The following is an 18,253-nucleotide window of genomic DNA, read 5'->3' on the forward strand; positions in this document are numbered from 1 at the left end:
CTTTGACCGAAGGGAATCCAGACGGACTTTTGGGCTTAGCAAAAGAAAGTAACCCGGCCGCGTCAGCGGACGGAAGCTTTGCTTTTGATAGACGCGCCACAAGACCATCACATCGCGGTCGCGGCTTGTGACCGAAGGAAATCCAGTAGGACGCCGCTCCTACCCTGCGAAAGTAAACCGTTTCGACGAGCGACAACGGCGTTGTCACCTTTGCGAATCCCTTGGTCGCGGCTCACGCCGCTCCTACAGAAGGTTAGCGCCGTTGCAGGCGCAGGACCGAAATAACGCAGTCACGACACGAGACCAAGAAAAACGGCCGCCCTCGCAGGCGGCCGTCCCATCGTGGTCGATACGAACGCTCAACGCAGGCGGACCTTCCTCAACGCGTCGAGATATTGCTCAAACCGCTGTCGCGCGCAGCCGAAATCGCGTGGGTGAATCCCTGGTAATCGGCATCGGCGTTCGCACCAACCTCGAGCACGGTGTCGGGCGAGGCCACCGCCAGCGCCTTCAATGCGGCCGGCAACTCGGTTGCGGACAGACTGCGGCCGTCGAGCTCGAAGCTTCCGTCCTGCTCGACGATCAGCATCGCCTTGGGCGCCACCGGCACCGGCTTGTCGCGGGAAACGGGCAGGCTCAGGTTCAATTGCCCGGTCAGGACCGGCGCGGTGACCATGAAGATGATCAACAACACCAACAGCACATCGACCAGGGGCGTGACGTTGATTTCAGCGACGACCTCGTCGTTGCGGTACGCGGAAACGGAGTAAGCGGAGCCGGCCATAAGCACCTCCATCCTGGGGCGGGACGCCCGGCTTCACGTTAAGCCCGTCACAGTTCGTCGCGCAAGAGGCGGCGATCGCGCATAAAAAAACGCCGCCCGGTGGGCGGCGTTCTCACGACGGTAAGCGTCGGTTTCGCAAGAATTACTTCTGGACGAAACCGATCTTTTTCATGTCTGCGTTTTTGGCGTAAGCCAGCACCTTGGCGAGGATGCCGTATTCGGCGTCTTCGTTGGTGTCGATTTCTAGCAGAGGTTGATTGGTGGGATCGCGTTGAACCGTTTCCTTCATCATCCCCGGGATCGCCTGCAGCGGCGTCGGGTTGTCGTTCCAGAACACCTGGCCAGTCGAATCGATCCGCAGCGCGATCGGCGGCGGCGGCTCCTGCGTCTGGGGCGGCGGGTTCAACGTCGGTTGCGGCAGGTTGACGTCGATCGGGTAAGACACCGTGGGCGCCGTGACCATGAAGATGATCAGCAGCACCAACAGCACGTCGACCAGCGGGGTCACGTTGATGTCGGAGATCGCGCCGCTATCGGAGTTGTTGCTGAAAGCCATGTGCTCGGTCTCCGATTAACGTTCTTTGATCGCGATGAAGCCGACCTTGCGCATGCCCTGCCTCTGCGCAATGGTCACCACTTCATTGACCACGCGGTACTTCGTGGTGCGGTCGCCGCGGACGTTGATCTGCGGCTGCGGGGTCTTCTGCGCTTCAACCGAAAGACGGCTCTCCAGCTGGTCGCGGGTGATCGGCTCGTCGTTCCAATACAGCGAGCCGCTCTCCTGGATCGCCAAGGTGATCGGCGGAGTCTTGGGCGGCTCCTCCGTCTTGGTGAGAGTGGCTTCGGGCAGCTTGATTTCGACCTTATGGGTCATCAGCGGCGCGGTGATCATGAAGATGATCAGCAGCACCAGCATCACGTCCACGAGGGGCGTGACGTTGATGGTGGCCATCGGGCCGTTGTCGTTGCCTGTACTGAAGGCCATGTCCGAACTCCAACTACGCTAAATGAGAGGCGTCAGTGTTGATTAGCGCTTGTTCGACAGTTCGCCGACGCGCGAGCCGGTGGCGAAGAAGTCGTGCAGGTCGTGGGCGAAGGTGTCGAACTTGTTGTTCGTGACACGGTTCAGACGCACGAAGAAGTTGTAGGCGAGCACGGCCGGGATCGCGACGAACAGACCGATCGCGGTCATGATCAGCGCTTCGCCCACCGGGCCGGCAACGGCCTGGATCGAGGACTCGCCGCTGGCGCCGAGGCGGAGCAGGGCGTGGTAGATGCCCCAGACCGTACCGAGCAGACCGACGAACGGAGCGGTCGAGCCGACGGTGGCGAGCACGGTCAGACCGGCTTCCAGACGCGAGCTCTCGCGGGTCACGGCCTGACGCAGGGCGCGATCGACGAACTCCGAGCGGTTCAGCGACTCGACCAGACGCGAACCTTCGTGGCGCTGGTGGTGAGCGGCGGCCTGGGCGGCGTCGAGGGCGATCTTGGAGAACGGTTCGCTGCGCGACTGTTCTTCCATGTAGCGGATCGCGTCCTGGGCGTTCGGGGTTTCCCAGAACGTGCTGACGACGCGGTCGGAAGAGCCGCGCAGGCGCAGATTCTTAACGAAATTGATGACGATCCAGTAGACCGACAGAACCGACATCAGCGTGAGCGTGATGAACACGATCCAGCCGACGAGGTCGAAGTTCTGCAACAGATGCGAAAAGCTCATCTGCTGAAGCGCTTCAGCGTTGGAGCCTCCGGCGGCGGCGGTGGTGGTTTGCTGCAGCATGACGCTTACCTTTGAATGTCGTGGAAAGGAAAGAAGGTATTACGAAGTAGCGGTGTTCATCAGGCGGGACAACAGTCGCGCCGACCCCGATCAGGTCGGCGGGACGAAATCGACGGGAACGCGGACGCGGCTGGCGACCGGTTGACCGTTGCGCACTTCAGGGTTGAAGCGCCACTTGCGGGCAGCGTCCATGGCCGCGCGATCCAGATTGCGGTTACGGCTGGATTTTTCGACCTGCACGTCCATGACGTTGCCCTGGGCGTCGATGCTGATGACCAGGACTACGGTACCGCCTACGCCCTGACGGGCTTCGGTCGGCGGGTACTTCGGCGGATTCAGGCGACGCGAGGACGGATCGACGCTGGAGCCGATGTCGCTGGCGGCCGTCGGCGGCGCAGGCGGAGCCGGCGGCGGCGCAGGCGGGTCGATCGGACTCGGGTCCAGATTCTCGACCGGCGGCTGGTCCGGCGGCGGGGGAGTCGGGGTCGGTCGCGGCGGGGACAGTTCCTTCGGAGGCTGCTTGAGCTCCTTGGGCGGTTCCGGCGGCGGCGGCGGCGGCGGCGGGGGCGGCGGCGGAGGCTTGATGATGTTGACCATCGTCACCTGCTCTTCGTCCTGCTGCTGGGCAGGTGGCGTCATTGGGGCCAGCAACAACAGGAGCGCCGCGGCATGCACAGCGATCGCGCAGGTGATACCGGCAATACGTGCCCAGTTCAACCCTTCGCGGTCGTTGTCATCTTTCCTAACTTGGAGTTCGAGGTCTTGCGTCATGCCGTCAGCTCGGGAGGTGTTTCCGGACGCCAGGGCGCCTCGGGCCATCGTTCGGTTCCTGCAACCGTTTCCAGTCGCGGGAACCTCCTAGCATATACCAAACCGCGTCACAGGTTCCAAGCGCGGTTGGGCATCTCTTTGCTGAATTACTTGCCTTTCAGCGCGAGAATCTTGTTGGCGTCGTCGGGCTTTTTAACGCCCTTCGCTATCGCCTGCTTGGCGGCTTCCTTTGCCTCGGGAATGCGATCCTCTTGCCACAGAACACGGGCGAGATTCAGGTACGTCTCACCATCCGGTGCGAGAGGAGCCGCTTTCTTGTACGCGTCGATCGACTTCGCAGTCTGATCGGAGAAGTAATAGGACTGGGCCAGCGCCACGTAGGCCTGGTAGTCCGGCTTGAGGACGCCCTTCTCGAGGCCCTCGGTGATCACGCCGGCCGCTTCCTTCTCTTTGCCATCCAGATTCAGATAGGTGGCGTAGAGCTGGCGGTAGTCCTTGTCTTCGGTGAACTGACCGGCGGCGCGGACCTTTTCCAGCACGACGGCGGCCTTGTCGAGCATGTCGGCCTGCGAGTACACCGCGGCGACATTCATCTGGGCGCGCTTGTCGTTCGGGGTCTTGGCGGCGATCGCCTCGGCGATCTTGGCCGCGTCGGCACCCTGATTGTTCTCAATGTAGCTGGCCATCAGCAATTGCTGCCATTCGACCTTCGGCTCGGGCGAGGCGTCGATGGCTTGCTTGATCGCCTTGGCGGCGTCCGGATAACGCTCCAGACGGTACAAGGCGTTGCCGCGCACGATCAGGTGCTCGGGCTTGGTGCTCTTGGTTTCCGCCAGGAAGCGATCGGCCGTCGCCAGCGAATCGGCGTACTGGTCTTCCTGCAGCTGCAGCTGGGCCATCATGAACATCGCGCCGAAATGGCCGTTGTTGTCGAGGCCGTTGAATTCCAGCGCTTGCTTGAGATAGGCGATCGCGGCCTTGCTGTCGTCGCCGTCGTAGGCGAGCTGGGCGCCGATCTGCGCGGCGAACGAACGCTCGTAAGCGTTGAAGGCGGTGTTGGCGATGATTTCGTCAGCGACGGCGCGGGCTTCGGCAGCCTTTTCCTTGTCGTAGAACTCCATCATCTTCTGCAGCTTGGCGCCGCCCTTCGACGAAGCCTTCGCGTCGGGCGCGGTGCGCGTCGCGTTCGGGAACTGGTTCTCGGCCTTGGTGGTGCTGCCTTTGCTGCTTTCCTTGTTGGCGCGGCGCTGCGCATTGCGCTCGGCCATGCTCTGCGCGTTGACCTGGGAGACTGCGCCGAAGACCAGCGTCACGCCCATCGCGGCGGCCAGCAGGGTGCTACGGCGGGTGGGTTGCTTGTTCATGTACTCACCTCAGAGAGACTCAGCGGCCGCAGGCGGGTGGCCTTGTGGCGGAACGGCGCAAGGCCAAGGGGCCGTCACGCTAACAGAAACTTGGGGCCGCGCGATACGGGTTAACACAGCCATTTTCACCTGGATTTCATCCACACTTCGGCGTACGGCCGGAGGCGCGGGCCTGCTCGAAGGTGGGAATCAAGGCCCCGGCGCGAGCGTTCAGCTCCTGGATGCGCGATTGCGGGTCGGGGTGGGTAGAGAGCCATTGCGGGGGCCGCGAAGCGCTCGCGGCGATCATGTTCTGCCACAGGTTCACGGCCTGGCGCGGGTCGTAGCCGGCCTGCGCCATCAGCCGTTGGCCGACCACGTCGGCCTCGCTTTCCTGGGTGCGCGAGCCCGGCAGCAAGAACGCCGTCTGCAGGGCCGCGCCGCCGAGCTGGTTGGTGGCGTTGACCGCCCCCTCGCCGTAGCGCGAGCCGACCAGGCTGCCGAGGATGCCCAGGCCGACCTGGGCGCTCATTTGCCGGGTGATGCGTTCGTCGTGATGGCGCGAGACCACGTGGCCGATCTCGTGGGCGATCACCGCCGCGAGCTGGTCCTGGTTCTTGGCGACCGTGAAAATGCCGGTGTTGACGCCGACCTTGCCGCCCGGAAGGGCGAAGGCATTCGGCGAATTGTCGGCGAACAGGGCCACATCCCAGTTCGCCTGCCAGCCTTGCGGCAGTTGCTGGGTAATCGAGTTGACCACGCAGCGCACGTAGGCATTCTGGCGCGGGTCGGTGCTCAGGCGCTGCTTGCTCTTGGCCTCCTCGAAGGCCTTGGCGCCCATCAGGTTGAGCTGCTCCTGCGACACCGCACCGATGTGCTGGGTACGCCCGGTCGGCGAAGTCGTGGTGGCGCAGGCGGTCACCACGGCGGCGACCGAAAGCGCAAACAGGATGCGTTTCATGACGATTCCCCAGAACGAACTAACTTTGTAGCGCCGCCTGGATTAATACTTCGTCAACGAGGGTGCCTCAAAGGCTTGCAAAAAGCGCCGTACCTGCCACCAGGTTGTTGAGCGCATGCACCGCAAAGGCCGCCCACAGGGTACCGGTGCGCCGGTAGGTGGCGGCGAAGACCGCGCCCATGAAGGCGTACACCGCCCACAGCATCAGCATGTTCCAGCCCTGGCTGGCGCCGAGCCCGGGCGGCTCATGGACCAGTGCGAAGGCGATCGAGCTCAGCGCCAGGCCCAGCCCGGGCCGCCCCGCGGCCCACAGTCGGCCGAACAGCACCCGCCGGAACAGCAATTCTTCGTAGGCCGGCGCGATCAGCACGGCGAAGATCAGCAACAGAAACGGATGTTTGGCGACCGCTTCGCTGAGCACCAGGTTGCTGGGCGTCATCTCGACCTGCAGCTGCTGCGCGAGCAGGCCGACCAGCATGCTGAAACCGGTGGTCGCGAGCAGGGCCACCAGGATCGCGAGCCAGGTCGATTTTCGCCACAGGGCGCGCCACGAGGCGGCGCATTCCTCGCGCGTCGCCCGGCGACGCAAAAGATAAACCGTCAATGCGCCCAGGCCGGTGCCGACCAGGGTGATCGCGATCATCGCATCGGAGCCGGCGTCCATTTCGACCGGGACGCCGCGCAGGCCTTGCAACAGTCCCCACAGCACACCGCCGATCATGACGAACGCGGCGAGCAACACCACCGACAGCAGCAAGTCGATCGCGAATCCGGCGACGCTGCCCAACCATCCGCGGCGCGTCGTCGCCGGCGAGGGCGACGACGCGGGGATCAGATCCGCAACCGGATCAGACGCCGCCGGATCAGACGTCGAGATTGGCCACCTTCAGCGCATTGTCTTCGATGAACTCGCGGCGCGGTTCGACCACATCGCCCATCAAGGTGCTGAAGATCTGATCGGCGGCGACGGCGTCTTCGATGCGCACCTGCAGCAGGCGACGCGTTTCCGGATTGACCGTGGTGTCCCACAGCTGCTCGGGGTTCATTTCGCCCAGACCCTTGAATCGCTGGATAGCGCGGCCTTTTTTGGCTTCTTCGAGCAACCAGGCCTGGGCCTGGGCGAAGCTGGTGACCGCCTGCGCGCGGTTGCCGCGCACGATCTGCGCGCCTTCGCGCACCAGGCCGTGCAGCATCGACGCCGCTTCGCGCAGCGAACGCAACTCGCCGCCTTCGAACGCCGACAACGGCAACACCTGGATCAGCTGCTGGCCCATGTGATTGCGCGTGACCAGCAATGCGGCCTGGCGGGTTTCGTTGGCCGGATGCAGTTCCAGCGCGTAACGCGGCTTGCCCAGGCCGGTCTGGTTGAGACGCTTTTCGAGCAGGTCGAGTTCGTGGCGCTCGTCGACATTGGCCAGCAGATGCGCGGTGTCGAGCGGGGTGAAATCGATCAGCGCCTGCAGCACGTTCGGATCGTAGCGATGCGCGTTGCGGGCGATGGTTTCGCGCGCACTGGCGTAAGCCAGCAGCAACTTCTCCAGCGCCGCGCCTTCGATCGGCGGTTCGCCGGCGGCCGGAATCAGCCCGGCGCCTTCGACCGCGTTGCCGGCGAGGTAAGCGTCGAGCGCGGCATCGTCCTTGAGGTAGAGCTCGTTCTTGCCCTGCTTGATCTTGTACAGCGGCGGCAGGCCGATGTAGATGTGGCCGCGCTCGATCAGCTCGGGCATCTGCCGGTAGAAGAACGTCAGCAGCAAGGTGCGGATGTGCGAGCCGTCGACGTCGGCGTCGGTCATCAGGATGATGCGGTGATAGCGCAGCTTGTCCGGGTTGTACTCGTCCTTGCCGATGCCGGTGCCGAGCGCGGTGATCAGGGTGCCGACTTCGGCGCTGCCAAGCATGCGGTCGAAACGCGCGCGCTCGACGTTGAGGATCTTGCCCTTGAGCGGGAGGATCGCCTGGGTCTTGCGGTTGCGGCCCTGCTTGGCCGAGCCGCCTGCGGAGTCGCCCTCGACGATGAACAGTTCGCTGAGCGCCGGGTCCTTCTCCTGGCAGTCGGCGAGCTTGCCGGGCAGGCCGGCGATGTCGAGCGCGCCCTTGCGGCGGGTCAGGTCGCGCGCCTTGCGCGCGGCTTCGCGGGCGCGGGCGGCGTCGATGATCTTGCCGGTGATGGCACGGGCCTCGTTGGGGTGTTCCTGCAGGAACTCCTCCAAACGTGCACCGAACGTGCTCTCAACGACCGGGCGGACCTCGGAACTGACCAGTTTTTCCTTGGTCTGCGAGGAAAAGCTCGGGTCCGGTACCTTGACCGACAGCACCGCGATCATGCCTTCGCGCATGTCGTCGCCCGACAGGGCGATCTTGGCCTGCTTGGCCAGGCCGCTCTGTTCGATGTAGTTGGTCAGGGTGCGGGTAAGGGCGGCGCGGAACCCGATCAGGTGGGTGCCGCCGTCCTTCTGCGGAATATTGTTGGTGAAGCAGAACATCGTCTCCTGGTAGGAGTCGGTCCACTGCAGCGCCACGTCGACGGTGATGCCGTTCTGTTCGCCCGACACCGAGATCACGTTCGGGTGCAACGGCGTCTTGAGTTGGGCCAGATGCTCGACGAAGGAACGGATGCCGCCCTCGTACTGGAACAGGTCGCGGCGGCCTTCGCCGCGCTCGTCGACCAGGGTGATCTTGACCCCGGAATTCAGGAACGACAGCTCGCGCAGGCGCTTGGCCAGGATGTCGTAGTGGAATTCGACGTCGGTGAAGATCTCCACGGCCGGCTTGAAGCGCAGCAGGGTGCCACGCTTGCTCGAGGCCTCGAGCTGCTTGAGCGGGTAGATCGGCTCGCCGAGGGCGTATTCCTGCTGGTACTGGTGACCGTCGCGCCAGATGTTCAGCCACAGGTGCTCGGACAGGGCGTTGACCACCGACACGCCGACGCCGTGCAGACCGCCGGACACCTTGTAGCTGTTGTCGTCGAACTTGCCGCCGGCATGCAGCACGGTGAGGATCACCTCGGCCGCGGACACGCCTTCTTCCTTGTGGATGTCGACCGGAATGCCGCGACCGTTGTCGTAGCAGGAAACCGAACCGTCTTCGTGCAAGGTGACGATCACATCGTCGGCATGACCCGCCAGCGCTTCGTCGATGGCGTTGTCGACAACCTCGAAGACCATGTGGTGCAGGCCGGTGCCGTCATGGACGTCGCCGATGTACATGCCCGGGCGCTTGCGCACGGCCTCGAGACCGCGCAAGACGGTGATCTTGCTGGAGTCGTAGGTCTGCGATTGCGGGGCCGGGGCGGAGGTCGGATCTTGCGAGGGGTCGTGCTCGGTGTTGGTCATTGCGTCAACAGGCTCCGACGACGCGCTGCCGGCGAGGGCGCCGGACGCGTCGAGACACAGTAAAGAAGTGATCGAAGTATAGCAGGCGGGGCGTACGGCCCCGCGCTACGACGGACGCGGCGCCGGAGCGCCGGGTGGGTGGCGCTCGTCCCTGGAACGGGCTCCGAGGCGCTTACAGCGCCGTCCAGGCCTCTGAGATGGTGGCGAAGCCGGGGTTTTTAAAGCCGGCGCGGGAGATGAGGCCCATGTTTCACGTGGAACATGGGTTGAAACGAAGGTTTTGGGTCCTGGACCGGCTTTGGCGCCGCTCAAGGCTTGTCGTTAGCGGCTTCGCTGCCACGGCATTAGCTCGGCGGACCTTGTTGGGCGAGGGCGACCGTCGGGAACAGCAGGCCCGCTCCCCCGCAAGTGGCAGCATTCTCGGCTGGGGCCACGCGAAGCGGCGGATGGTTGCACGACCGGGTCCGGGCAGCCACGAGCAAGGCCGCACCTCAACCACCGGACTTCCGGGCCAGCACGGTCGAAGCCCCGGTCGCCCGAAACCACGAGCCCTCTGTGTCGAAGGCCTCGATCCGCCCACTCCCGATAGGGATTCTCAGGGCGTTTCGAGCGCCGTGGCTCAGCCCGACTGCGGCAGCTCGCCGAGCAATCCATGTTCCACGTGGAACCTGGTCAGTTCGACCTGCATCGAGGCCAGGGCCGGCGGCGGATCGGTGCCGGTGATGAAAACCTGGGCCTTCGACGCCAGCAGGCGTTCCAGCACCCGTTGCTGATGATTCCGGTCCAACTCGGAGGCAAGATCGTCCAGGGCCACCACCGGCCATTCGCCGCGGATCGCGGCATGGTGCTCGGCCTGGGCGAGCAGGGCGCACAAGGCGGTGAGCTTGGCTTGGCCCCGCGACAAAGCCTCGCGGCCGGGTAGGCCGCCGAAGGCGATACGCCAGTCGGCCCGGTGCGGCCCGACCGAGGTGTAGCCGGCCAGTTGGTCGCGTTCGCGGGCCAGCAGCAGGGCATCGGCGAGCGGAAACTCGTCGCGGCGCCAGCCCGGCAGGTAATCCAGGCGCACCGCCCCGAGCCCCGGCGCCAGTTCGGCGGCCAGGGCCGAAAACTTCGGCTGCAGTTCGTCGAGGTACTGGTGGCGGCGCCGGGTCAGGGGCTCGCCGGCCTCGGCGAGCTCGTGGTCCCAGGCATCGAGCTGGCCGTCGCGGGCCCGCGCCTTGAGCAGGGCGTTGCGCTGCTTCAATGCCCGGGTATAGCGCCGCCATAGCGGAGTGAAGTCAGGTTCCACGTGGAACAACCCCCAATCGAGGTAGCGGCGGCGGATCTCGCCGGCTCCGGTGATCAGGGAATGGCTGCCGGGCTCGAAACTGACCACGGCCAAGGCCGCGCACAATTCCCCGAGCTGGGACACCGAGGCGCCATCGAGGCGGCCGACCCATTCCTGGCCGCTGTGGCGCAGTCCGGCCTTGCGGCGCTGCTCGCGCCGCGCCTCCTGCCATTCGACGAAGACCTCGAGAGCGGGGTCGCCGGCCCGGATCAGGCCATCGCGCACGCGGCCCCGGAAACTGCGGCCGTAAGCCATCAGGTGCAGGGCCTCGAGCAGGCTGGTCTTGCCCGCACCGTTCTCGCCGGTAATCAGGTTGATTCCGGGAGCCGGCAACAGGCTGACTTCGGCGAAACGCCTGAATCCACGGGCTTCCAGACGGGTGACATGCATCGGCAGATGATCGCAGAAGGGGAGGGCCGGCAGTCGGGCAGGCGATCCGAAAGCCACAAACGGACACGCCCGGACTGGCCGGGCGTGTGATGTTCCACGTGGAACCGGGTGGTTGGCCCGGTTTCGTTGCGCTTGCCGTTACAGGCGCAGCGGCATCACGACATGACGGCAACGTTCGTTCGAAGCCTCGCGCACCAGGGCCGAGGAGTTCGCGTCGCGCAGCGCCAGGATCACGTGCTCGTCGCGCAATGCGGTCAGGGCATCGAGCAGATAGTTGACGTTGAAGCCCACGGCCAGGTCGTCGACCTTGGTGTCGGCTTCGACTTCTTCCTGCGCTTCTTCCTGTTCCGGGTTATGCGCGCTGATCTTGAGCTGGCCCGGCGAGACCTCGATGCGCACACCGCGGTACTTCTCGTTCGACAGAATCGCCGCACGCTGCAGGGACGCACGCAGGATTTCGCGCTCGATCTTGACCTCGCGATCGGCGCCGATCGGGATCACCGCTTCGTAATCCGGGAAACGGCCGTCGATGAGCTTGCTGGTGAAGGTGACATCGTCGCGCTTCACCCGGATGTGCCCGCGGCCCATCTCGAGCTCGACTTCGCGATCGCCGCCTTCGAGCAGACGCTGCAATTCCTGCACGCCCTTGCGCGGCACGATGATCTGGCGCTTGGTCTGCGCATTGCCTTCGTACGGCGCTTCGCACAGGGCGAGGCGGTGTCCGTCGGTGGCGACGCAGCGCAGGCTGTTCTCGCGCAGGTCGAACAACAGGCCGTTGAGGTAATAGCGCACGTCCTGCTGGGCCATCGCGAACGCGGTGCGTTCGATCAGCTCCTTGAGGGCGGCTTCCGGTACCCGAACTCGTTCGGTGGCTTCGACTTCGTCGATCGACGGGAAGTCGTTGGCCGGCAGGCTGGCGAGCGTAAAGCGCGACCGTCCTGCCTGGACCGTGACCTTCTCCGCCGTCTGCGTAACGGTGACCTTGCTGCCGTCCGGAAGCGCTCGAATGATCTCGAACAGCTTGCGTGCCGGAATCGTGGTTTCGCCGTCCTTCGCATCGTCGACCGCGACCCGCGAAATCATTTCGACTTCGAGATCGGTACCGGTCAGCGAGAGCTGCCCGTCCTTGACCTGCACGAGCAGGTTGGCCAGGACCGGCAAGGTCTGCCGACGTTCGACGACGTTGACCACTTGGGCCAACGGCTTGAGAAAGACTTCGCGTTGCAGGCTGAAACGCATGCGGACCCCTTGCCCGTCGGTGGGCCTAAGCCCATTACTAAAGAGATGTATAAATCAAAAGCTTGGTGGTGATGGTGTAGCGAAAAACGCTGGAGAAGTCATTTAAGCAATTGATTTACAAGCGGTTTTCGGTACTTCAAAAGCGGGTAGAACTGGCCCTGGGCATGCGGTACATCCTGTGGATAAAAAGGGCGCCGATTGGCGGCCACTGACTTGTCCACAGTTTGTACGACTTTCATCCCCCGAGTTATGCCTTTCGCAACAAACACTTACCGATTACCTTGTGTCTCGTCGCAGCGCGGATCGTCTTGCGAGCGGTGGCAGCGGCGACAACTCAAGCGTTCCAGGCAGGCATCTGCCTGGCAGGGTTCCGGTTTCGGCGAACGAGGCGGATGACGGGCATCCGGACCACGAACGTCGGCACCGAACTCTCGCGGTTTACGACGACGCCATCGAGCGGTGTTGCGTTCCCATCGGGTGAGCGCGGACCGCGGATGCGGTCCAGGCGGCCTCACTCGCTGAGCTTGCGAATCAACTTGTCCCAATCCTCACGCAGCTTGCCGTCGGTTTCCATCAAGGTGCGGATCTGCCGGCAGGCATGCAAAACGGTCGTGTGGTCGCGACCGGCGAAGGCATCGCCGATCTCCGGCAACGAGTGCTCGGTCAGTTCCTTGGTCAGCGCCATGGCGACCTGACGTGGACGAGCGAGCGAGCGCGTACGCCGTTTCGACAACAAGTCCTTGATCTGAAGGCCGTAGTAGTCTGCCACGGTCTTCTGGATGTTGGGGATGCCGATCGCCTGCTGCTGCGCACGCAGCAGATCGCGCAGGGTTTCCTGGGCGAACTCGGTGGTGATCGCGCGGCCGGTGAAGTTGGCGCGGGCGGTCAGCGTGTTGAGCGCGCCTTCCAGGTCGCGCACGTTCGAGCGCATCTTCTTGGCCAGCAGGAAGGCGACTTCCTCGGGCACCGCGGCGCCGCGTTCCTTGGCCTTGGAGATCACGATCTGGGCGCGGGTCTCGAAGTCCGGCGGCTCGATCGCGACCGACAAGCCCCAGGCCAGGCGCGACTTCAGCCGCGGCTCCAGGCCTTCGACTTCGCGCGGATAGCGATCGCAGGTCAGGATGATCTGCTGCTTGCCGTCGAACAGCGCATTGAAGGTGTGGAAGAACTCTTCCTGGGTGCGGTCCTTGCCGGCGAAGAACTGGATGTCGTCGATCAGCAGCGCGTCGACGCGCTGGAACTGACGCTTGAACGCATCCATGGTCTTGTCCTGCAGCGCCTTCATCATCGCGCTGAAAAACTGCTCCGAACGCAGGTACATCACCCGCATCGCCGGATTGGCGTCGCGCATGGCGTTGCCGGCGGCGAACATCAGATGGGTCTTGCCCAGGCCGGTGCCGCCGTACAACAGCAACGGGTTGTGGGCGCGTTCGCCGGGTTTCTGCGCCGCCTGCCAGGCCGCGGCGCGGCCGAGCTGGTTGCTGCGGCCTTCGACGAAGTTGTCGAAGGTGTAGTGATTGTCGAGGTTGCCCTGGAACGGCTCGGGCGGCGCGACCGGACGCGGCGCGCTGACCGCGATCTCCGATTCGCGCGCCACCGCCGGCACCGCCCGCGGCAGCGAACCGATCTCGAGGCTGACCTCGCCGCTGCCGGCGAAATACGACAGCAACTCGCGAATACGGCCCAGGTAACGTTCGCGCACGTGTTCGACCACGAACGCGTTCGGCGCATACAGCACGGTGACGTCGTCGCGTCGCGTCGCCTGCAGCGGTTTCAACCAGGTATGTACATCCTCGACCGGAAATTCGGCTTCGAGGCGTTCGAGGCAGCGGGGCCAGGCTTCCATCTGTAATGCGTCTTCTTATGCGTAACTGACTCGGTCGGCAGGCCTGGCGGCGCAGCGGACGAAAGCGGCCGAGCGCACGATGCGAACATCGTGGCGGACAGGGCCGGGGGTCGGTCAGACTACCATCGGGACCCAGTCCGGAACAGGACTAATCCACAGGTTCATGCACAGGCTGCGCGCGTCGTGCCGACGCGCACGACGGCGCCGTCGATGGGCCGGTCCAAACGTCAAAGTAAACAAGGGCTTGACCCGGACTCTGGGCAACCTCTAGAATCGGCGGTCCTATTACGTCGTTACATCGAGCCGGATCATGGCCACCAAGCGCACCTACCAGCCCAGCAACCTCAAGCGCAAGCGCGACCACGGTTTCCGTGCCCGCATGGCGACCGCCGACGGCCGCAAGATTCTCGCCCGTCGTCGCGCCAAGGGCCGCAAGCGTCTCTGCGCCTAAGCGTCGATTCGGCCGCCTGCGCTGACCCAGCGCCGCGCGGCCGTACGCATACGATGAATTCGACCCGCTTCCCGCGCACCGCGCGGGTACGCGCGCGCTCCGACTTCGATCGAATTTTCAAGCATGGTCGGCGCGTGGCGCTGCCCGTGCTTGCTTTGCATTTCCAAGCCGATCAGGCCGTCGCCCCGCGACTGGGTCTGGCCGTGTCGCGCAAGGTCGATCCGCATGCGGTCGGCCGCAACCGCATCAAGCGCGTGTTGCGCGACGCCTTCCGCCATGCCCGGGACGAACTGGCGCCGGGCGACTATGTGATCGTCGCCCGCCCTGGGGCCTCGCGCTGCAGCGGCGAGGAACTCCGCACCGCTTTCCACAGTCTGCTCAAGCGCGCCGGTACCCGGCCTGCGCCTGCATTGCCCCTGACTCCTGCGCCCGGCACAATGCCGGCCGCTTCCCCCTCCGACCCCCTGCCGGACCCCGGTCCCGGCTGAGCCTGCCTGCTGCCCATGAACCAGACCCGTGCTTTTCTGATCCTCGCCTGGCTGATGGTGGCGACTTTGTTGTGGATGGAGTGGGGCAAGGAGAAGTCGGCGCCGCCGGCTCCGATTGCGGCCGCCGTCGCACCGGCCAGCAGCGTGCCCACGGCGGCGCCCGCGGTTGCCGCCGGCGTGCCGGGCGCTCCGAACACCGCCGCGGTGCCGAACACCCCGGCCCCCGCCTCGACGGTGACCACCGCCGGCGCGACCGCCGGCGAGGCCCTGGTCGTGGTGACCACCGACGTGCTCAAGGTCAACCTGCGCGGGGGCGAGCTCAGCGAAGCCGACCTGCTCAAGTACCCGATGACCTCCGAGCCGAACAGCCCGCCGATGCGTTTGCTGGCGAGCGACTCGACCCTGTACTTCGTCGCCCAGAGCGGTTGGGTCAGCCAGGGCAACGCCGCGCCGACCCACGAGTCGGGTTTCCGCTACGCCGGCGACCAGCGCAACCTGGTCCTGGCCGCGGGCGTCAACGAGCTCGCCGTGCCGTTTACCTGGACCGGCCCGAACGGCGTCAGCATCCAGCGCACCTACACCTTCCGCCGCGGCGACTACGCCGTGCGCGTGCGCGACGAAGTCGTCAACGCCAGCACCTCGCCGTGGCAGGGCTACGTCTACCGCCAGCTCAGCCGGGTGCCGCGCGAGCTCGCCCACAAGGGGCCCTTCAGCCCCGAGCAGTACAGCTTCCAGGGCGCGGCGTGGTACAGCCCGACCGACAAGTACGAGAAGCGCAAGTTCGAGGACTTCAGCGACGACGGCAAGCTCGACAAGCAGGTCAACGGCGGCTGGATCGCGATGCTGCAGCACCACTTCTTCGCCGCCTGGATCCCGGGCGCGAAGGACGCGGGCCAGTTCTCGCTCGAAGAACTCAGCGCCGGCGCCGCGCCGCAGTACCTGATCCGCGACATGGGCCCCGGCGTCAACGTCGCCCCGGGCGCCAAAGCCGTGACGGAAGCGCGCCTGTGGGTCGGCCCGAAGCTGGTCAAGGCGATCGAAGCCCAGGACGTCGCCGGCCTCGACCGCGCCGTCGACTTCAGCAGCTACAGCATCTTCGCGACCCTCGCCAACGGCCTGTTCTGGCTGTTGGAGAAAATGCACAACCTGTTCGGCAACTGGGGCTGGGCCATCGTCGGCCTGGTGGTGCTGCTCAAGCTCGCCCTGTACCCGCTGTCGGCGGCGCAGTACAAGTCGGCGGCGAAGATGCGCAAGTTCCAGCCGCGCGTCGCCCAGCTCAAGGAGCGTTACGGCGACGACAAGCAGAAGTTCCAGATGGCGCTGATGGAGCTGTACAAGAAGGAGAAGATCAATCCGGTCGGCGGCTGCCTGCCGCTGCTGCCGCAGATGATCATCTTCATGACCTTGTACTGGATGCTCGCCGAGTCGGTCGAGCTGCGTCATGCGCCGTGGTTCGGCTGGATCCAGGATCTGACCGCGCGCGATCCCTTCTTCGTGCTGCCGCTGATCAACATCGCGATCATGTGGGCGACCCAGAAGCTCACGCCGATGACCGGCATGGACCCGGCTCAGGCCAAGATGATGCAGTTCATGCCGCTGATCTTCGGCGTGATCCTGGCCTTCCTGCCGGCCGGCCTGGTGCTGTACCAAGTGGCCAACGGCGGCCTCGGCCTGCTGCAGCAGTACCTGACCACCAAGCGCTACGCCGAAGCGACGCCGGCGACCAGCAAGGAATGACGATCCGGTTCGCGTCCTGAACCGATCGACGAAGCCCGCCGCCAGGCGGGCTTCGTGTTTGTGGGGTGTGCCGGGGAGCAACCGCGTCCTACTGGATTTCCTTCGGTCACAGGCCGCGACTGCGGTCCCGCAAAGGCCGGCGCAAGCTCATCGCAGCGACAGGCGTATCCCAGTAGGACGCCGCTCCTACAAGCCGGACCGCGTTACTTTCGTGACGACGACGGAGGGACCACTATCATGTCGCCCATGACCGACGCCCCCGCCCGCGACACCATCGCCGCCATCGCGACCGCGCCCGGCGCCGGCGGGGTCGGCATCGTCCGCCTGTCCGGTCCGCGTTCGCTGGCGATCGCCGAGACCGTCGCGGCGCGCGCGCTGCGGCCGCGCCATGCGCATTACGTACGCTTCCGCGATGAGCGCGATGAGACCATCGACGACGGCATCGCCCTGTACTTCGCCGCGCCGGCCAGCTACACCGGCGAAGACGTGGTCGAACTGCAGGCGCACGGCGGCCCTGCCTTGCTCGAAACCCTGCTCGCACGCGCCTGCGCCCTCGGCGCGCGGCGCGCGCGCCCCGGCGAATTCAGCGAACGCGCGTTTCTCGAAGGCCGCCTCGACCTCGCCCAGGCCGAAGCGGTGGCCGACCTGATCGCCGCCGCCGATGGCCGCGCCGCGCGTGCCGCACGGCGCGCCCTCGACGGCGAGTTCTCGCGCCGGGTCGAGGCCTTGGCCGGCGATCTGCTCGCCATCCGCGTCCACGTCGAAGCCGCGATCGACTTCGCCGACGAACCGCTCGACACCCTGGGCGGCTCGGCGCTGCTCGCGCGCTTCGCTGCCGCCTCAGCGAAACTCGACGACCTGCTCGCCGCCGCCGAACGCGGCCGCCGCCTGCGCGATGGCCTGCATGCGGTGATCGTGGGCCCGCCGAACGCTGGCAAGAGCTCCTTGTTGAACGCGCTGGCCGGCAGCGACCGCGCCATCGTCACCGACATCGCCGGCACCACCCGCGACCTGCTGCACGAGACGATCAAGCTCGACGGCGTCGAACTGACCCTGGTCGACACCGCCGGCCTGCGCGACGGCGGCGATGCGATCGAGCGCGAAGGCATGCGCCGCGCGCGCGGCGAACTCGGTCGCGCCGACTTGGCCATCGTGGTGCTCGACGCCAGCGATCCCGAAACCGGCCTGCAGGCGGTCGCCGAGGCGATCGCCGAAGTGCCGGCGCGGTTGTACGTCTACAACAAGATCGACCTGATCGAATCCGATTACGGCTCGCCGACGCCGGTCGATATCGGCGGCGAAGACCGTGTGTTCGTTTCCGCGCGCAGCGGCGCCGGGCTCGACCGCCTGCATGCGCGCCTGCGCGCCTTGGCGCAGGGCGACGCCGCCGAATCCTCCGAAGGCGCGTTCACCGCGCGCGCGCGCCATGTCGACGCCTTGCTTCGCGCACGCGAAGAGCTCGACGATGCGCGCGTGCAGCTCGATCACGAGATGCTCGACCTGGCCGCGGAGGCCTTGCGGCAGGCGCACGAGGCGCTCGGCGAAATCACCGGGCGGGTGCGCGCCGATGATCTGCTGGGGCATATCTTCTCGAGTTTTTGTATCGGCAAGTAGCGTGCGCATGGAACCGGTCGCCGCCGATCGCGTTGCTTGAGTTCTCGTCGTCGCTTTCCATCGCTCCAGGGTAGGAGCGGCGTCCTACTGGATTTCCTTCGGTCACAAGCCGCGACCGCATTGCCTCGATCTCGCCTCGTCGCTCTCGGAGCCGCAAGGGGTAGGAGCGACACAAGTCGCGACCGCGCTGCGC

16 protein-coding genes are annotated in these 18,253 nt (G+C 65.5%); 4 read left to right on the forward strand and 12 right to left on the reverse strand.

Translation table 11 applies throughout. The annotated features are described in order from the left end of the window. Positions 1-379: 379 nt before the first annotated feature. From ACTJJK_RS11065 to dnaA, 12 genes are all read right to left on the reverse strand, one after another. On the reverse strand, positions 380-784 hold the full coding sequence (locus ACTJJK_RS11065; RefSeq protein ID WP_036149768.1) for an ExbD/TolR family protein: 405 nt from the start codon (positions 782-784) through the stop codon (positions 380-382). A gap of 142 nt (positions 785-926) precedes the next feature. After that, positions 927-1,340: an ExbD/TolR family protein gene (locus ACTJJK_RS11070; RefSeq protein WP_031374033.1), complete on the reverse strand. Its 414-nt coding sequence runs from the start codon at positions 1,338-1,340 to the stop codon at positions 927-929. Positions 1,341-1,355: 15 nt separating this feature from the next. Then, positions 1,356-1,769 (reverse strand): ExbD/TolR family protein, encoded by a 414-nt coding sequence (locus ACTJJK_RS11075; RefSeq protein WP_031374034.1) that lies wholly within the window; start codon positions 1,767-1,769, stop codon positions 1,356-1,358. A gap of 42 nt (positions 1,770-1,811) precedes the next feature. Beyond that, positions 1,812-2,561 carry a MotA/TolQ/ExbB proton channel family protein gene (locus tag ACTJJK_RS11080; RefSeq protein ID WP_031374035.1) on the reverse strand — a complete coding sequence of 250 codons (750 nt, stop codon included), beginning with the start codon at positions 2,559-2,561 and terminating at the stop codon, positions 1,812-1,814. A gap of 90 nt (positions 2,562-2,651) precedes the next feature. Further along, a complete protein-coding gene (locus ACTJJK_RS11085; RefSeq protein WP_036149770.1) occupies positions 2,652-3,332 on the reverse strand; it encodes an energy transducer TonB in 681 nt (226 codons plus the stop codon). Between the two features lie 146 nt (positions 3,333-3,478). Further along, positions 3,479-4,696: a tetratricopeptide repeat protein gene (locus tag ACTJJK_RS11090; RefSeq protein ID WP_031374037.1), complete on the reverse strand. Its 1,218-nt coding sequence runs from the start codon at positions 4,694-4,696 to the stop codon at positions 3,479-3,481. A gap of 136 nt (positions 4,697-4,832) precedes the next feature. Beyond that, a complete protein-coding gene (locus ACTJJK_RS11095; protein ID WP_031374038.1) occupies positions 4,833-5,636 on the reverse strand; it encodes a M48 family metallopeptidase in 804 nt (267 codons plus the stop codon). 67 nt (positions 5,637-5,703) lie between these two features. After that, positions 5,704-6,423: a lysostaphin resistance A-like protein gene (locus ACTJJK_RS11100; protein ID WP_440730213.1), complete on the reverse strand. Its 720-nt coding sequence runs from the start codon at positions 6,421-6,423 to the stop codon at positions 5,704-5,706. Between the two features lie 76 nt (positions 6,424-6,499). Beyond that, entirely contained in the window at positions 6,500-8,968 is a 2,469-nt protein-coding gene (gyrB, locus tag ACTJJK_RS11105) for a DNA topoisomerase (ATP-hydrolyzing) subunit B (protein ID WP_031374040.1), read from the reverse strand. 619 nt (positions 8,969-9,587) lie between these two features. Then, entirely contained in the window at positions 9,588-10,685 is a 1,098-nt protein-coding gene (gene recF / locus ACTJJK_RS11110; protein ID WP_031374041.1) for a DNA replication/repair protein RecF, read from the reverse strand. 138 nt (positions 10,686-10,823) lie between these two features. Further along, complete coding sequence (dnaN, locus tag ACTJJK_RS11115; protein ID WP_440730214.1) at positions 10,824-11,924, reverse strand: DNA polymerase III subunit beta; 1,101 nt, start codon at positions 11,922-11,924, stop codon at positions 10,824-10,826. Between the two features lie 511 nt (positions 11,925-12,435). Then, positions 12,436-13,770: a chromosomal replication initiator protein DnaA gene (gene dnaA, locus ACTJJK_RS11120; protein ID WP_031374043.1), complete on the reverse strand. Its 1,335-nt coding sequence runs from the start codon at positions 13,768-13,770 to the stop codon at positions 12,436-12,438. 310 nt (positions 13,771-14,080) lie between these two features. Between dnaA and rpmH the strand changes: the two genes are divergently transcribed. The 4 genes from rpmH (at position 14,081) to mnmE (ending at position 18,060) form a co-directional block, all read left to right on the forward strand. After that, positions 14,081-14,221 (forward strand): 50S ribosomal protein L34, encoded by a 141-nt coding sequence (gene rpmH, locus ACTJJK_RS11125; protein WP_031374044.1) that lies wholly within the window; start codon positions 14,081-14,083, stop codon positions 14,219-14,221. 53 nt (positions 14,222-14,274) lie between these two features. Continuing rightward, a complete protein-coding gene (gene rnpA / locus ACTJJK_RS11130; protein ID WP_223619143.1) occupies positions 14,275-14,709 on the forward strand; it encodes a ribonuclease P protein component in 435 nt (144 codons plus the stop codon). Positions 14,710-14,724: 15 nt separating this feature from the next. Continuing rightward, positions 14,725-16,446 (forward strand): membrane protein insertase YidC, encoded by a 1,722-nt coding sequence (gene yidC, locus ACTJJK_RS11135; RefSeq protein WP_440730215.1) that lies wholly within the window; start codon positions 14,725-14,727, stop codon positions 16,444-16,446. Between the two features lie 246 nt (positions 16,447-16,692). Beyond that, positions 16,693-18,060: a tRNA uridine-5-carboxymethylaminomethyl(34) synthesis GTPase MnmE gene (gene mnmE / locus ACTJJK_RS11140; protein ID WP_440730222.1), complete on the forward strand. Its 1,368-nt coding sequence runs from the start codon at positions 16,693-16,695 to the stop codon at positions 18,058-18,060. Positions 18,061-18,253 lie beyond the last annotated feature (193 nt).

It is taken from the genome of Lysobacter sp. 22409 (assembly GCF_052045105.1).
In the GTDB taxonomy this organism is placed as follows: Bacteria; Pseudomonadota; Gammaproteobacteria; order Xanthomonadales; family Xanthomonadaceae; genus Lysobacter; species Lysobacter antibioticus_B.

Excerpts from the sequence above, each read along its gene's own strand:
- rnpA (WP_223619143.1), top strand. The coding sequence starts at position 14,275 with ATGAATTCGACCCGCTTCCCGCGCACCGCGCGGGTACGCGCGCGCTCC.
- ACTJJK_RS11075 (WP_031374034.1), bottom strand. The coding sequence starts at position 1,769 with ATGGCCTTCAGTACAGGCAACGACAACGGCCCGATGGCCACCATCAAC.
- recF (WP_031374041.1), bottom strand. The coding sequence starts at position 10,685 with ATGCATGTCACCCGTCTGGAAGCCCGTGGATTCAGGCGTTTCGCCGAA.
- ACTJJK_RS11080 (WP_031374035.1), bottom strand. The coding sequence starts at position 2,561 with ATGCTGCAGCAAACCACCACCGCCGCCGCCGGAGGCTCCAACGCTGAA.
- ACTJJK_RS11085 (WP_036149770.1), bottom strand. The coding sequence starts at position 3,332 with ATGACGCAAGACCTCGAACTCCAAGTTAGGAAAGATGACAACGACCGC.
- yidC (WP_440730215.1), top strand. The coding sequence starts at position 14,725 with ATGAACCAGACCCGTGCTTTTCTGATCCTCGCCTGGCTGATGGTGGCG.
- dnaA (WP_031374043.1), bottom strand. The coding sequence starts at position 13,770 with ATGGAAGCCTGGCCCCGCTGCCTCGAACGCCTCGAAGCCGAATTTCCG.
- ACTJJK_RS11070 (WP_031374033.1), bottom strand. The coding sequence starts at position 1,340 with ATGGCTTTCAGCAACAACTCCGATAGCGGCGCGATCTCCGACATCAAC.
- rpmH (WP_031374044.1), top strand. The coding sequence starts at position 14,081 with ATGGCCACCAAGCGCACCTACCAGCCCAGCAACCTCAAGCGCAAGCGC.
- ACTJJK_RS11065 (WP_036149768.1), bottom strand. The coding sequence starts at position 784 with ATGGCCGGCTCCGCTTACTCCGTTTCCGCGTACCGCAACGACGAGGTC.
- ACTJJK_RS11090 (WP_031374037.1), bottom strand. The coding sequence starts at position 4,696 with ATGAACAAGCAACCCACCCGCCGTAGCACCCTGCTGGCCGCCGCGATG.
- dnaN (WP_440730214.1), bottom strand. The coding sequence starts at position 11,924 with ATGCGTTTCAGCCTGCAACGCGAAGTCTTTCTCAAGCCGTTGGCCCAA.
- ACTJJK_RS11095 (WP_031374038.1), bottom strand. The coding sequence starts at position 5,636 with ATGAAACGCATCCTGTTTGCGCTTTCGGTCGCCGCCGTGGTGACCGCC.
- gyrB (WP_031374040.1), bottom strand. The coding sequence starts at position 8,968 with ATGACCAACACCGAGCACGACCCCTCGCAAGATCCGACCTCCGCCCCG.
- mnmE (WP_440730222.1), top strand. The coding sequence starts at position 16,693 with ATGACCGACGCCCCCGCCCGCGACACCATCGCCGCCATCGCGACCGCG.